Origin of the sequence: Nocardiopsis changdeensis (genome assembly GCF_018316655.1) — a bacterium.
GTDB classification, from domain to species: Bacteria; Actinomycetota; Actinomycetes; order Streptosporangiales; family Streptosporangiaceae; genus Nocardiopsis; species Nocardiopsis changdeensis.
Genome location: NZ_CP074133.1, coordinates 4716616 through 4731218, shown reverse-complemented (window position 1 = coordinate 4731218; position 14603 = coordinate 4716616). Strand labels below are relative to the sequence as shown.

Sequence of the window (14603 nt, the reverse complement as noted above, 5' to 3'; positions counted from 1 at the left end):
CCCCGCGGGACCGCCCCCGGCGCGGGCACCGGACCCCTCGGCAACCTCTAAGCTCGAACGTTGTGGCCTACCAAGACGTGCGGCGGACCCCGATGACCGACAGCGACGACGCCCCCGGCACGGCGCCCGTGTCGGAGACCCTTCCCGCGCCCCGCGCCCGCGGCGGGCGGGGGAGCGGACGCGGGCGCGACCCCGAACGCCGCCGCGCCATCCTCGACGCCGCCGACCGGGTCATCCAGCGCGACGGCCCCGACGCCTCCATGATCGCCATCGCCGCCGAGGCCGGGATCAGCAAGCCCATCCTCTACCGGCACTTCGGCGACAAGAGCGGCCTGTACAGGGCGCTCGCCTCCCGCCACGTCGACCCCCTCATCGAGCGGATCCGCGACGAGCTGCACCGGCACACCGAGTTCGACGTGCGCGCCCGGGCCACCGTCGGCGCCTACCTGTCGATGATCTCCCAGAATCTCAACCTCTACCGCTTCCTCATGGACCGGGCCACCTCCGAGGACCAGCGCACCCGCAGCGACCTGGGCATGATGGTGCGCCGCATGGGGGAGGAGCTGGCCGAGCTCCTGGTCGGCGAGGGCCGCATCACCGGGCGGCTGCGCGCCCAGATCACCGCGCACGCCGTCGTCGGGATGGTGCAGGCGGCGGGGGAGTGGTGGCTGGAGCACCCCGAGGTCGGCGAGGAGGAGATCATCGACCACCTCACCGCGGCGGTGGTCGGCGCCGTCCAGGGCAGCAGTGACCGGGCCTGACGCCCGCGGGAGCGCGCCGCCCGGGACCCCGTTCGGCGGCGGCCCTTGACCTGGAGTGCACTCCAGGTCCCATGCTGGACCCGTGAAGGACTTCTACACCCCCGGGGAGATCGCCGAGCGCTTCGATCTCACCCTCGACACGCTGCGCTACTACGAGAAGGCCGGGCTGCTGCGCCGGGTGGACCGGGCGCCCAGCGGCCACCGCCGCTACCGCACCGACGACGTGGAGCTCCTCCACCTCATCCGCTGCCTGCGCGACACCGACATGCCCATCGCCCGCCTGCGCGACTTCGCCGAACTCGTCCGCGCGGGCGACCAGACCATCCCCGAGCGCCTGGACGTGCTCCAGGAGCACAAGAACCGGCTCGACGCCCGCATCGCCGAACTCATCGACCGCCAGGGCGCCATCGAGCACAAGATCGACTACTACCTCGGCGTCCTCTCCGACCGCGCCGCCGAGACCGCGCACACCCTCAAGGACGGCGACTGATGCGTTACACCGAGATCGGCGGCCGCAAGGTCAGCGCCCTGTGCCTGGGCGCCATGAAGTTCGGCAGCCAGACCGACGACGCCACTTCGGCGGCCCTGCTGGACCGGTTCATGGAGGCGGGCGGCACCTTCGTCGACACCGCCGACTGCTACCAGTACTGGGTCGACGGCTTCGAGGGGCACGAGAGCGAGACCTTCCTGGGCCGGTGGCGGCGCGAACGCGGCATCACCGACGAGGTCTTCATCGCCACCAAGCTCGGCGCCCAGCCCACCGTCCCCGGGGGCGGCCCCGAGTCCTGGGAGGGGCTGTCCGCCGGGGCCGTCGCCACCGCCGTCGAACGCAGCCTGCGGCGGCTGGGCACCGACCGCCTCGACCTGCTGTACACGCACAAGGAGGACCCGGCCACGCCGCTGGAGGAGACGATGGCGGCCCTGTCGCGGGCCGTCGACGAGGGCTCGGTGGCGCTGCTGGGCATGAGCAACCACCGCACCTGGCGGCTGGAGCGCGCCCGGGCCGCGGCCCGGGTCCACGGGCACCGGGTGACCGCGCTCCAGTACCGGTACAGCTACCTCCAGCCCCGCCACGAGGTGCAGCTGGAGTCCCCGGGGTTCACGCACGTCACCCCCGAACTGCTGGACTACGTGAACGCCGAGAAGGCCGCCGGGCGCGACCTGGTCCTGACGGTGTACACCCCGCTGCTCCACGGCTCCTACGCGCGCCCCGAACGCGCCGCCGAACTCGGCCCCGCCTACGACCACCCCGGCACCCGCAACCGGCTGGCCGCGCTCGACGAGGTCGTCCGGCAGACCGGCGCCACCCGCAACCAGGTGGTGCTGTCCTGGCTCATCGGCGGCGGGATGGTCCCGGTGATCGGGGTCAGCGGGACGGGGCAGCTGGACGAGGCGGTGGAGGCCGCCGACCTCGAACTCACCCCGGAGCAGCGCGAGACCCTCGACGCGGCCCACTGACCGGCCGCGGCCGCGGTGCGGGCCCGTTCCGGCGCGCGGGGGCGGGCCGGAACGGGGGCGGGCCGGGGCACGGCCGGAAGCGGACACCCGCGGGCCCCGCGCGCCGCGGCCGACGCGCGCCGGGCCCGGGGCCGGGCGGGCCGGACCGGATAGGGGCAGGTGGGAGCGGCCTCCCGGGGGTGACCGGAGACCCCCGGGACGCGAGTGACGCCTGAGCAACGGCGGACACGGGCCGTGCACATGTTCGCGAACACGGTTTTTACCGGCGTTTGACCGGATACCTTCCCTAGAGGCGGCGGTCGGATCCCACCGCCCGGGCGACCCGCGGGGAGGGGCACTTGCCGGAGAGCACGTACCACCAGATCCACTTCGCCTGGGCCGATCCCACCCTGCTGGGGCGCGTCGGCCCCGGGCCCGCCTCCTCCTCCCTCGCCGAGGACGAACGCCTCACCCTGCGCGCCTGGCGCAACCGCCTCCAGCCGGCCCTCACGGTCGACTACCGGGTGTGCATGCCCGACCCGGCCGAGCACCCCGAGACCCTGTGGGTGCGCGCCTACGAGGACGGGCAGGCGGCGCTCGTCTACCGCTGGCCGGGGGACGTGGAGTCCGCGCACGCCTGGGCCATCGTCGGCCCGGCCGAGGGGCTCACCCTCCCGCGCGTTCTGAGCCTGCACGAGAACCCCAACACCCGCCCGCACCGCACCCGTCCGCCCGCCCCGGGGTGGGCGGCGATGCCGGTGCTGGACGCCCCAGAGCCCTGGGAGCGGTCGGCGGCGCCGGGCGCGGTGCGCGCCCGCGACCGCCGCGCGGCCGACCTCGCCGCCCCGGGCGGGGAGGAGCTGCTGGCGCTGGGGGTCGCGGCGGCGCTGGAGCGGCCCGACCTGCCGGTGCGGGTGTTCCTGGACCCGGGACGGGCGGACCTGTGGAACGCGGTGCAGCTGCGCTTCCTGTGGGGGCTGCACCGGAGCCTGTACGAGGTGCTGAGCCCGCGCGGGACGAGCCCGGCGCCGGGCTGGGAGTGGTCGCTGTCCACGTACGACCCGGTACTGGAGGAGAGCCGACAGCACATCGTCTTCGGGCCGCCGACGGGGGCGGCGGGGCCGCTGCTGCGGATGCCCGGGGCCGGGTTCCGGACGGTGGCCGAGCGCCTGGTGGGCGTGCTGCGCGAGGAGGGCGGGGACGCGCTCGCGGAGCACCTCGCGGAGCGGGGCGTTCCGGACGCGCCGACGTTCGGGGAGCGCCGCGACCTCCTCACCGACTGGCTGGACCCCCGCCCGTTGGCACCCCGTGCCGGGGACGGGAGCGAGGACGGTGATGACCGGCCGCTCGCCGCGGCGGTCGCCGCCGACGGTGCGGAGCCGGGCGCCGAGGCCGCGCCGGACCGCTTGCCGGAGCCCTCGGTGAACGCGCCTGTGCCGACGGTGCCCGCGGCGAAGGCGTCCGCGGCCCGCCCGGAGGGCGCCGCCCGCCTCCGCCGCTTCGTCACCGAGGGCGCCTTCGGAGGCGAGGACACCGACTCCCCGGGCCCTAACGGCCCCGCCGATGCGTCCGCTGCTTCCGACGACCGGAACACCGGTCTCCCCTCCGGTGCCGAGCACACGGAGGGGCCGGTCGCCCCCGGTGGTCCCGCACGTCCCACCGGCCCTGGGGGCCCCGCCGACGACCCACTGGAAGCCGAGCCTCTTCCCCGGGAATCCGCAGGTCCGGGCGATTCAGCCGGTCCCGAACGCGCCGCGGCTGACGAGGACGCAGGTGATGAGCCGCCGGTGGCCGAGCCCCTGCCCCGGCTCCCTGAGGATTCAGGGCCTGCGGGCAGCGCTCGCTTCTCAGGGGCCGGGAAGGCTGCCGAGGTCGCACCTGCGGATGCCCTCGACGTTCCCGATGGTCCCACCGGCCCCGTGGACCGCACGGACAGCGGCGGCAGCGCCCCCTTCACATCGGCCATCGATGGCGACTCGATGGGTCCCGGCGATCTCACGGGCCCCGCGAGTCACACAGGTTCCATGAGCGCGGCCTTCGGGCCTGTTGATGGCGGAGATTCGGTCGGCCCTGCCGGCCCGACAGAGGCAGACGACGATCTGCCCGAAGCCGAACCCCTGCCCCGCGTTCCTGTCGATTCTGAACTCGCGGGCAGCGCTCGCCTTCCGGGGATCGGGGAGGCTGCCGAGGCCGTGCCTTCGGATGCCCTCGACGTTTCCGATGGTCCCACCGGTCCCGTGGATCGCACGGACATCGAGAGTGCGCCTTTCATGTCGGCTGACCTCGACGGTCCCACCGACCCCACGGGTACCGCGAGTGCGGCCTTCCCTGCCGGCGGCAGAGATTCGGTCGCCCGCACCGGTCCGGCAGAGGCGGACGACGATCTGCCCGAGGCCGAGCCCCTGCCCCGTGTTCCTGCCGATTCGGGGCCTGCGGGCAGCGCTCGCTTCTCCGGGGGCGGGGAGGCTGCCGAGGTCGCACCTGCGGATGCCTCCGACGTTCCCGATGGCCCCACCAGCCCCGTGGGTCGCACGGGCAGCGGGAGTGCGCCCTTCACGTCGGCTGACCCGGACGGTTCCACCGACACCGTGGGTCGCACGGACACCGGAAGCACGCCCCTCACGTCGGCCGACCGCGACGACCCCACCGACCCCATAGGTCGCACGGACACCGGAAGCACGCCCCTCACGTCGGCCGGCCTCGACGGCTCCAACGACCCCACGGGCCGCACGGGCAGCGGCAGCGCACCCTTCACCTCGGCCGACCCGGACGGCCCCACCGATCCCACCCGCATCACGAGCACCGAAGGGCCAGCGGGACCCTCCCGCTTCGCGGACCTCACGGACACCGCCGCGGCCGACGACGATCTCCCCGAGGCCGAATCCCTCCCTGGTGACACCGGCGGCGGTTCCGCGCCCCTGTCCTCCCCGTTCCGTAAGGCGTCCCCGGCCAGAGACCTCCCTGCCCGGGCCTGGGCGTCCCGGGAGGCCGCCGCCGAGGCAGCCTCGGCCCTGCCCGAGGTCGAGCCGCCCGGCACCGACGAGACCGGCCCCCAGGCACCCCCCGAGCCCTCGGTTCCCAGCGGCCGGGCCGCCGTGGAGCCACCCGATTCCAGCCCCGATCCCGACCCCGGCCCCGAGGAACCCCTCTGGCCCGGCCTCGCCCCCGCCTCCTCCGGAGGGGCGGACCCGGACGAGGCCCTGTGGCCGTCCACCACCCCGACCCCCGGCAGCGGAGCCGACGACGGTGCCCCCGGCCCGCACCGCCCCCGCATCGCGCCGACGCACACCGAGACGGCCACCGGCCCCGGCCCTGAGCCCTCCTCCCCGGACGACCGCCGACCGGGAGAGGGGCGCCCGCCGCGCATCTTCGACACCCCCGAACCCCGCAGGCCACGCATCGCCCCCGCCGTCGATCCGGAACCCCCGCGGGACCCCGAGCCTCCAAGGGATCCCGAACCCCCCGCCTCCGCCCGGCGTTCCCCCTCGCCCATCCGCACCGGCCTCTTCCGCAAGCGGACCACCCGCCGCGACACCCCCGCCGGCGGCACCTCCCGCGCCGAGGAACCGGACACGCCCCGCCCGGACGGCCGGGTCCGCGCCCTCGCCGAGGGCGCCTTCGGGGGCCGCCCCACACGGTCGACCCCGCAGCCCCCCGACCCCGAGGAGTTCCCGCCCGCCGCGGAGCGCACCCCGGACGAGGCCCCGCCCCTCTTCCCCGACACCCCCGAGCCCGATGCCGCCGCCGCTCCCCACCCCGAGCCCCCCGGCACCCCCGACTACGCCGCCGAGACCGCCCCCGAACCCTCCGAGCACGTCGCCCCGGAGGACAACTGGCCCACCCAGTACGTCGACCTCCCCCTGGACCGCCTGGAGCGCTGGCTCACCAAGTACGGCCCGGAGGAGGCCCGCATCGACCTCGTCGACGCCCGCGCCGCGGTGCGCGCCGAACGCTCCGAGCTCCAGCGCGTGCGCGACGAACGCGACCACTACCACGCCGAACTCCAGGACTCCCGCCGCGAGGTCGCCCGCCTGGACCGTTCCTGGATCGATCGGGAGGACGACGACGAACCCCTCGCCACCGGTTCCCCGCAGCGCCGGTGGCCCGTCCGCGCACTGGTGGCGCTGCTCCTGTTCGCCTTCCTCGTCACCGGCCTGGAAGCCGGGGCCCGCTTCGGCGTCGGTGCTCTCGACCTCCTCGGGCGACTGGCCGACGCCTCCTGGTGGCCGCTCTGATCCGTCCGGGAGGTCGCGCCGCCCACCCCCGTACCGACCGGCACCGGCGGGGCGGCGGCCGCCCCGGCCGGACGCGTCCCGTCCGATGCCGCTCTTGCCCGGGCCGACTCCCGCAGCGCGGCCGACCCGCGTGCGGCCGACCCCCTGAGCGGGCTGTGACCTTCCGCCGCTTTCCCCGGCCCCGCCCGCGTGCGGCGCGGCCGGGGGACACCCGCTCCTAACCTGGAGGGATGACAGGAACACCGCCGGTCCCCGCCGCCCTCCCGCAGCCGCTGCTGGAAGCGGTCCACGCCCTTCCCCTGCCCGAGCACCGGCGCGTCGCGCTCGCCGCCGCCCCGGACGCGCACCTCCTCCTCGACGCCGCGTTGGACCTGGGCGACACCGACCCCGACGGTGCCCGCGCCCTCCTCGACGCCCTGCGCTCCCACGCCCCGCAGGAGGCGCACCGCCAGTACGCGACCCACGCGCTCGCCGTCCTCCTGCGCCGCCAGGGCGACGCGGACACGGCCGACCGGCTCATCGCCGGCCTCCTCGACTCCGGCCGCCTCGACCGGGTCCTCGCCCTCCTCCTCGCCGAGGAGTTCGCCGCCGACGGCGCCCTCGAACGCGCCCTGAACTGCTACAACATCGCCTGCCGCAGCATCCTGACCGGCCCGGCCGAGACCGTCGCCGACCTCAACCGCATCGGCCTGATGCCCCTCCTGGGCCGGGCCGCGGTCCGCGAACGCCTCGGCCTCACCCCCGACGGCCACGACCTGGCCGCCCGCGAGGCCGACCGCCACCTGCCCGACGCGGCCGCCGAACTCCGCCGCATGGCGGGCGACACCACCGCCCCCGACCTCCCCCTCCCCGAGGCCTTCTCCGGCTCCTTCCCCCAGGACACCGCCGACCCCCGCCCGATCCCGGAGACCGTGCGCGAGAACCACGCTTTCTTCCCCCACCCCGCCCTGGGTGAGGCGCGCGAACGCGGCCTGCTGCCCGCCGACCCCGGTTCCGGCTCCGGCGACCCGGCCGCCCACCACCACGCCGTCGAGCTCACCCTGCGCGCCCAGGCCCGCGGCTTCCCGGACGTCCGGCTGGGCACGATCCCGGTCACCCCGGCCGAGATCGCGGACTTCGCCGCCGAACACGGCCTCGACCCGGCCGACCCGGGCACCCTCCGCGCCTGGGTCTCGGCGGTCCCGGCGCCGGATTCCCCGAACGTCGCGCCCTGGCCGCCCGAGCGCAACCACCCCTGCTGGTGCGGCTCCGGCCGCAAGTACAAGAAGTGCTGCGGCTCCGCCTCCCTGCGCTGACCCGCCAGCCCGGTCCTTCGCCCGCCCGGCTCTCCGTCCGTCCGGCCCCCGACCGCCCGCCCCTCGGCGGCGCCGGGGCGGACCGGGGCACGGCGCGCCCCCTGACCGGGCAGCCCCAGGTGGGCGCCGGGGGCGGCACCACCGCCCCCGTTCGCGTTCCGCCGGAACCCGGAGCCCGTCCACGGCATCGAACCGTCGTCCCATCGCGACGATCCGGAAGTGAGATGGCGCCCGTGTTCGGAATCCTGCGCCCCTGTCGCCACACCCTGCCCGACGGACTGGCCGACGAGTGGATGGCCCACATGTGCGGGCTGTGCCTGGCCCTACGCGACGACCACGGCCAGGTCTCCCGGATCGCCACCAACTACGACGGCCTGGTCATCTCCGTCCTCACCGCCGCCCAGGCCCCGGAGCAGGCCGGGACCCGCCAGGCCGGACGCTGCCCGCTGCGCGGCATGCGCGGGGCGCAGGCCGCCGACGGCGCGGGCGCCCACCTGGCCGCAGCGGTGTCCCTGATGCTGGCCTCGGCCAAGATCACCGACCACATCGAGGACGGTGACGGCGTCTACGCCCGCCGCGGCGTCCGCGCCCTCGCGGGCCGGATGGCCGAACGCTGGCGGCGCGGCGCCACCGCCTCCGGCGACGGGCTCGGCCTCGACGGCTCCGCCCTCCTCGCGGTCATCGACCGCCAGCGCGAACTCGAACTCTCCGCCGGGCCCGGCACCGACGTCCTCACCGTCACCGCCCCGACCGAGGAGGCCACCGGCGAGGCGTTCGCGCACACCGCCGCCCTGGCGGGCCGCCCGGCCAACGCCGAGCCGCTGCGCGAGGCGGGCCGCCTCTTCGGCCGCATCGCCCACCTCCTCGACGCCGTCGAGGACCTGGAGGAGGACCGGACCCGCGGCGCGTGGAACCCGCTCGCCGCCACCGGCACCGGCCTGGACCGGGCCCGCGAACTGTGCGACGACGCTGCGCTGGGCGTCCGCCTGGCCCTGGCGGAGACCGCCTTCACCGACGACCGCCTGGTCCGCGCCCTCCTGGAACGCGAACTCGGCCGCGCCGTCGACCGCGTCTTCTCCCAGGCAGGCCACCACCCTCCCGGCCACGGCCACCCGCACCCCGGACGGCATCCGCACCCGGGACAACACCCCCACCCCGGGCAGCAGCCGTACCCCGGTCAGTACCCGGCCGGTGGCCCGCACCACCCGCAGGGCCACCACCCCCACGGCCACCAGGACCAGAACCGCAAGCGGCGCCGCAACGACAGCGGCACCTCCGGCGACGGCTACGACTCCTACTCGTCCGGCGGAGGGGACCGCGGCGGCCGCGACAAGGACGGCGGCGGCTGCTGTGAGTCGTGCACCTGCGGAACGCCGCAGCTGCACCACCCTCCCAAGCGCCGGGGCCCCATCGCCGGCTGCGCGGTGGCGCTGTTCATGTGCTGCACCTGCCAGCTCTGCTGCCGCGACCCCCACCCGGGGCCGTGGTCGGGCAAGCGGCGCGACGCCTGGTGCGACGGCTGCGACTGCCCGGACTGCAACTGCGACTGCTGCTGCTGTTGCTGCGACTGACCGCGGTCCCGCGGTTCCCGCCGGCCTCTCCGGCGGGGCCCGGCGCCGGGCCCGGGCCCCTCTGGGCGGTGGCCCGGCACCGGTCGGCCACCCCCGGCGGCGGGCGCCCTGGGAGACGACGAACGCCCGGCCGAGTGCGGGGGAACGGCCCGGCCCGCGCGCTCCCGCCCCTCAGCCCCGACGGGCTCGGGCCCTGTCCGCCGCCCGGCGCGCGGCCTTCGCGACCCGGGCGTCCGGATGCAGGCGGCCCAGCGCCTCCAGGGCCGTCAGGGCCCCGGGGTGGTCCACCCGCCACACCCGCTCCTGCCCGGACAGGAGGATCTCGCCGAGGACGTCCGTCCCCTCCCCGGACCCGGGGCCGAGCAGTTCCCCGACATGCTCCTCGCCCAGGGCCAGCAGCCCGGACACCGTGTCGATCGTCCACCAGGGGCCGTACTCGGCGAGCAGGTCCAGATGCTCCCCGGGCGGGGTCCCGGGCAGGGCCATCAGCGCCCCGGCCGCCAGGCCGGCCACCTCGGCGCTCGCGGATCCGAGCAGGGCGCGCAGCTCCGGCGCTGCCCCATCGCCCACCGCGACCAGCACCGACACCCCGACCGTGCGGCGCAGCGCCCCCCGAGGCCCGGGCTCGGCGGCCGCGGCCGCGATGTCCCGGACCGCCTCGGCGGCCGTACGCTCAGCCAGCCACGGCCCGATCTCGGCGTCGTGCCGGGGCGGGGGCAGGGCGCTCAGCCTGTCGAGGAGACCGGCGGTCCCGGAACCGGAGCCCCGCCCCGCGGCTCCGGCATCCCGGCCCCCGGCACCTGCGCCGAACGCGCCGACCCCGTCGCCCCGGTCGGCCCCGGCGCGCGGGGCGGGCACCGCGCCCCCGGAGACCGGTTCCCCACGCGGTCCGTCCCCGGGCCCCAGCGACCGCATCCCGTGCCGCCCCAGCGCGGTGAGCACCACCGCGCCGTCGACCGGCTCTGTCGACACCGCCTCCTGGGCGCCCGGCCAGAGCGGCAGGGGCGAGCGCCCGCGGCCGAGCCGGTGCGGGACCAGGAGCCCGGCGGGGGAGGCCCCGACCAGCCGGACCGCCCCGACCCGGGCCAACCGCACCACACCGGCGTACACCGTCTCGGCCGCCACCGCGCGGGCCCGGCGCTCCGGCTCCGCCGGGCGGCGGCCGCGGCGCAGGTGCCACGCCAGGTCGACCAGCCGCGTCAGCGGGACCGCGGTGCCCTCGGGCACCTCCCGCAGCACGTGCAGGACGGCCGGCAGGGCCTCGCCCCCGCCGACCTCCCGCCCGGGGACCTCGTCGCCCTCGACGGCCGACAGGAACAGGGCCTCCCACACGGGCAGGAGCCCATCGGTCCGCCCGTCCGCGAACCCGGGGGCGGGGCGCGCCTCCCGGGAGTCCACCTCGATGACCCCCAGCTCCACCGCCGCACGCCACAGGGCGGCGAACTCCGGCAGGTCCCCGGCGCAGCCCAGCCTCCGCAACCGGTCGGCGCGATCGGCCGCGGCAGCCTCCGTGACCGCGGGCCACAGACCCAGCTCCTCCACCGCGGCGCGCACGTCGTCGGCGCCGAGTGCTCCGGCACGGGTCAGCGGCCTGCACGGGGAGACCCACCGGGCCAGGTCCAGCAGGTCGCACAGGGGAACGGTCCGCGCGGCGGCCCGCGCCGGCCCCGTCCCGTCCGGCAGCGCGAACGCGACGCGGCCGCCCATGCCCCAGCCCGACATCGGCAGCGACTCCTCGAATCCGCCGTACCCGGGTTCGGCCACGACCCCCCGGGCCGCACACTCGCCGACACCCCCGGTGCCGCCGCCGGTCCCCGCCGCCGAGGGGTGCGCACCCCCGGGGGCGACCCGCGGCCGGACCGGCCGACCGCCGCCCGTGCCCGCGTACACCATTCCCGCCCCCGCTCCATCGCACCTTCCGCGATGACCGCGTCACCGCGCGCAACGACCACCGTTCTACCGCCCGCGGGGCGGCTCCGGGGGCGGTTTCGTGCAATCCGAGCCCATATTCCGCAACGGTCCGCCCCTATCCGGCACGGGTCCCCGCAACAACCCGCACCCGCCCCTCCCCGTAGGCCGAAACCCCGCCCGCGCCGACCGGCTCCGATACGCGTCCGCTCCGCCGACGGCGCGCCTGCCCGGCGTGGGCCGGTCGCAGACCTCGGCACATCCCGAGGCTCGCCCGCCTCCGCTCCGCCGACGGCGCGCTTGCCCGGCGTGGGCCGATTGCAGGACTCGGCACATGCCGGGTCCCACCCATCGCGTCCGCTCCATCGGCGGCGCGCCTGCCCGGTGCCGACCGGTCGCAGGCCCCCGTCACACCCCGGGAGACCCGCCCGCCGCCTCCTGCCCCCCGGAAACGGACGCCATCCGCCGGACCACCACCCCCAGGACCTGCCCCTCCGGGCAGGGCCCGTGCACCCGGGAGTCCGTGCTCAGCACGTTGTCGCCCAGCAGCGCCACGTGCCCCCGCGGGCACGCCCCCCGGAGGCCGACCTCCACCGGGTACCGGTCGCCTCCCAGGGCGACCACCCGCTTGATGTACCACCCCCGGCCGGCGACCCTCCCGTCCAACGGGGCCGCCCCGCGCCAACCGGTCACCGGGTCGGGCTCGCCCACGACCACCACGTCGTCCGCCGCCATGCCGGACACGCCGCGCCGGACCAGCACCCGGTCCCCGGGCCGGTAGGTCGGCTCCATGCTCGTCCCCCGCACCGTGATCACCACGTAGCGGCTGCGCAACCGCCAGGCCGCCGCCCCCAGGGCGGCGAGCGCCAGCACCGCCGGCCCCAGCACCGCGACCACGATCACGCCATCACCTCGTCCGGTTCCGCGGGAGGGCCGCCGGGTGCGTCGCCGGGCGCGTCGCCGCCGGTGTACCCCTCCGCCTGGAGGGAGAACAGCCGGGCGTACTCCCCGCCCCGGGCCATCAGCTCCCCGTGGTCGCCCCGCTCGGTGACCACACCGTCCTCGAGGACCACGATCCGGTCCGCTCCGCGTACCGCGCCCAGCCGGTGGGAGATCATCACCGTCGCCGCCCCTGTACGCAGGGCCCGCAGCCGGTCCTGGACCTCCCGCTCGGCCTCCGGGTCCAGTCCCGAGGTCGGCTCGTCCACGATCAGCAGGTCCCGGCCCCGCCGCATCATCGACCGCGCGATCGCGAGCTTCTGCCACTGGCCGCCCGACAGGGTCGTGCCCGACTCCGTGTCCTCGTCCCCGTCCTCCGACTGGTAGAAGACGCGGGAGAGCATCGTGTCGTACCCGTGCGGCAGGTCCCCGATGAACCCGTCCGCCCCGGCCGTCCGGGCGGCCTCGCGGATCCGGTCGCCGTCGTCCCCGTCCTCCAGGGCCCCGAGCGCGATGTTCTCCCGTACCGGCAGCTCGTACGACATGAAGTCCTGGAAGACCGCGCTCATCCGGCTCCGCAGCGCGCCGAGGTCCATCTCGCGCAGGTCCGTCCCATCCCACAGCACCCGGCCCCGGGTCGGGTCGTACATGCGGCACAGGAGCTTGACCAGGGTGCTCTTGCCGGCGCCGTTGAGCCCCACCAGGGCCAGCGACCCCTCCGCGGGGATGGTCAGCGACACCCCCCGGAGCACCCACGGCCCGTCGTCGGTGTACCGGAACCACACGTCCTCCAGCTCGATCCCCTCGCGCAGCCGCCCGACGGGACGCGGATCGGCCGGGACCGGGAGGTCGGAGGGGGTGGAGACGACGTCCTGGTAGTGGCCCATCAGCAGCAGGGCCTGGTAGGCGCCGGTCAGGCTCCCGACGATGCCGCCCAGGGACGACTGGACCCCCGCGACCGCCGCGATGAACGCCGACACGTCGCCGATCGTGAACTCTCCGCGCAGCGCGCCCGCCACCATCCACACCAGGCCGCCCGCCGACACCAGCGCGCCCAGCAGGGCCAGGGGCCCGTGACCGAGGACCGTTCTGCGGTCCAGGCGTTCCTCGGCGCCGTTGATCCGGAGCAGCTCACCGCGCATCCGCCGCAGCAGGAACCCCCCGGCGCCGAACAGGCGGGTCTCCTTGATGGCCGCCGGGTCCAGCATCAGCTGCTGGTAGAACATCTGCCGGCGCATGCGCGGACTCATCCGCCACAGCATCCCGGCCCGCTCGCGGTCGAGCATCATCTGCACGAACAGCATCGGCAGTGCGGACACCACCGTGATCGCGGTGATCACGGGGCTGATGGTCAGGAGGATCCCGAGGAAGCCCGTGATCGTCAGTGCCCAGCGCACGGTTCCGAACAGCGACCCGAGGATCTCCTCCGGAGCGGTGGTCGCCGCCGTCTGCGCCATCCGCAACCGGTCCAGGAACGCCGGGTCCTCGAACCGGCGTAGCCCCGCGATCCGGTCGACCGCGCCGTACAGGCGCTCCTGCACGAGCAGCGCCACCGCGCGCTTCAGGCGCGAGCTCAGGTAGGTCAGCACGTACTCGGACAGCGCGGAGACCAGGGTGAACATCCCGAGGAGCACCACGAGCAGCAGGGGCGCCTCCGCCAGCGGCCCCGGGACGCCTTCGGCGCCGTCACCGGCCTGGAGGATGTCCAGGAGCCACTTGGTGACGAGGGTGGCCCCGGCGGGGAGGACGCCGGCCGCCACCGTCAGGACGGAGTACAGGACCAGCGACCAGGGGGCCGCCCGCCAGGCGATCTCCAGCGAGCGGAGGGCCCGCGCACACGCGGCGCGCGGGCCCATCCCGTCCCGTGGGGCGGACCCGGGCGCGTCCGAGGGCATCAGGCCTCCAGGAAGGCGGCCGCGACGCTCCTGACCTCCACACCGGAGCGGACCACCACACCGTCGGCGTCGGCGAGGATGACGGCGGGGATGCCGCCGGGGGAGAACGCCAGGCCGACCTCGTCGCCGAGGCTCTGCATGACGATGGTGGCGTGCCCCTCCAGGACGGAGGTGTAGGCGTCCGCGTCGGCCTCGGGGTCCTCGTGCCCCACGAACGCGATGACCTGCTCGGGGGACAGGCCCGCCCGCCGGGCGAAGTCCACCAGGGGCTGGAGCTGCTTCTTGCAGGTGCCGCAGCTCGTGTCGAAGAACGCGTACACCGCCCGGTCGCCGAGCCGCTCCTTGGCGGAGATCTCGACCCCGTCCCTGGTCGTGGCGGTGAAGTCCGGGACGGGCCGGCCGGCCGGGACCTCCTCCAGGTCCGGGAACTCGGGGAACGCCCCTCCCCGCCCGGGGGCCTCCAGTTGGCGCAGGCGGCGCACCAGCGCCATGGTCAGCACCAGGTTGAACAGCGTGAGAGCGGTCAGTACCACGACCGCCGCGACGAGGACTCCCATCACGT

At 76.2% G+C, this 14603-nt stretch carries 10 protein-coding genes; 6 read left to right on the top strand and 4 right to left on the bottom strand.

The genetic code is table 11. The features are described from left to right. The first annotated feature begins 92 nt into the window (after positions 1-92). The 6 genes from KGD84_RS21525 (at position 93) to KGD84_RS21500 (ending at position 9299) form a co-directional block, all read left to right on the top strand. Positions 93-761, top strand: coding sequence for a TetR/AcrR family transcriptional regulator (locus KGD84_RS21525; protein WP_220565907.1), 669 nt, complete (start codon positions 93-95; stop codon positions 759-761). Positions 762-843: 82 nt separating this feature from the next. Next, on the top strand, positions 844-1251 hold the full coding sequence (locus KGD84_RS21520; RefSeq protein ID WP_220562184.1) for a MerR family transcriptional regulator: 408 nt from the start codon (positions 844-846) through the stop codon (positions 1249-1251). Beyond that, a complete protein-coding gene (locus tag KGD84_RS21515) occupies positions 1251-2219 on the top strand; it encodes an aldo/keto reductase (RefSeq protein WP_220562183.1) in 969 nt (322 codons plus the stop codon). The genes KGD84_RS21520 and KGD84_RS21515 overlap by 1 nt, the downstream gene beginning before the upstream one ends. Positions 2220-2557: 338 nt before the next feature. Continuing rightward, the gene (locus tag KGD84_RS33610; RefSeq protein ID WP_220562182.1) at positions 2558-6433 is read left to right on the top strand and encodes a hypothetical protein; all 3876 of its coding nucleotides are present in this window, start codon (positions 2558-2560) and stop codon (positions 6431-6433) included. Between the two features lie 230 nt (positions 6434-6663). After that, positions 6664-7728 (top strand): SEC-C metal-binding domain-containing protein, encoded by a 1065-nt coding sequence (locus KGD84_RS21505; RefSeq protein WP_220562181.1) that lies wholly within the window; start codon positions 6664-6666, stop codon positions 7726-7728. Positions 7729-7961: 233 nt separating this feature from the next. After that, positions 7962-9299: a DUF5685 family protein gene (locus tag KGD84_RS21500; RefSeq protein ID WP_220562180.1), complete on the top strand. Its 1338-nt coding sequence runs from the start codon at positions 7962-7964 to the stop codon at positions 9297-9299. Between the two features lie 171 nt (positions 9300-9470). Here the strand turns inward: KGD84_RS21500 and KGD84_RS21495 are convergent, their stop codons facing one another. The 4 genes from KGD84_RS21495 to KGD84_RS21480 all read right to left on the bottom strand — a co-directional run bounded on the left by KGD84_RS21495 (position 9471) and on the right by KGD84_RS21480 (position 14598). Beyond that, positions 9471-11063: a hypothetical protein gene (locus KGD84_RS21495; RefSeq protein WP_220562179.1), complete on the bottom strand. Its 1593-nt coding sequence runs from the start codon at positions 11061-11063 to the stop codon at positions 9471-9473. A 552-nt stretch (positions 11064-11615) separates the two neighbouring features. Further along, positions 11616-12110, bottom strand: coding sequence for a S24/S26 family peptidase (locus tag KGD84_RS21490; protein ID WP_220562178.1), 495 nt, complete (start codon positions 12108-12110; stop codon positions 11616-11618). After that, complete coding sequence (locus tag KGD84_RS21485; protein WP_220562177.1) at positions 12107-14041, bottom strand: ABC transporter ATP-binding protein; 1935 nt, start codon at positions 14039-14041, stop codon at positions 12107-12109. The genes KGD84_RS21490 and KGD84_RS21485 overlap by 4 nt, the downstream gene beginning before the upstream one ends. Continuing rightward, the gene (locus tag KGD84_RS21480; protein WP_220562176.1) at positions 14041-14598 is read right to left on the bottom strand and encodes a TlpA family protein disulfide reductase; all 558 of its coding nucleotides are present in this window, start codon (positions 14596-14598) and stop codon (positions 14041-14043) included. Before KGD84_RS21480 ends, KGD84_RS21485 begins: the two co-directional genes overlap by 1 nt. Between the last annotated feature and the right edge of the window lie 5 nt (positions 14599-14603).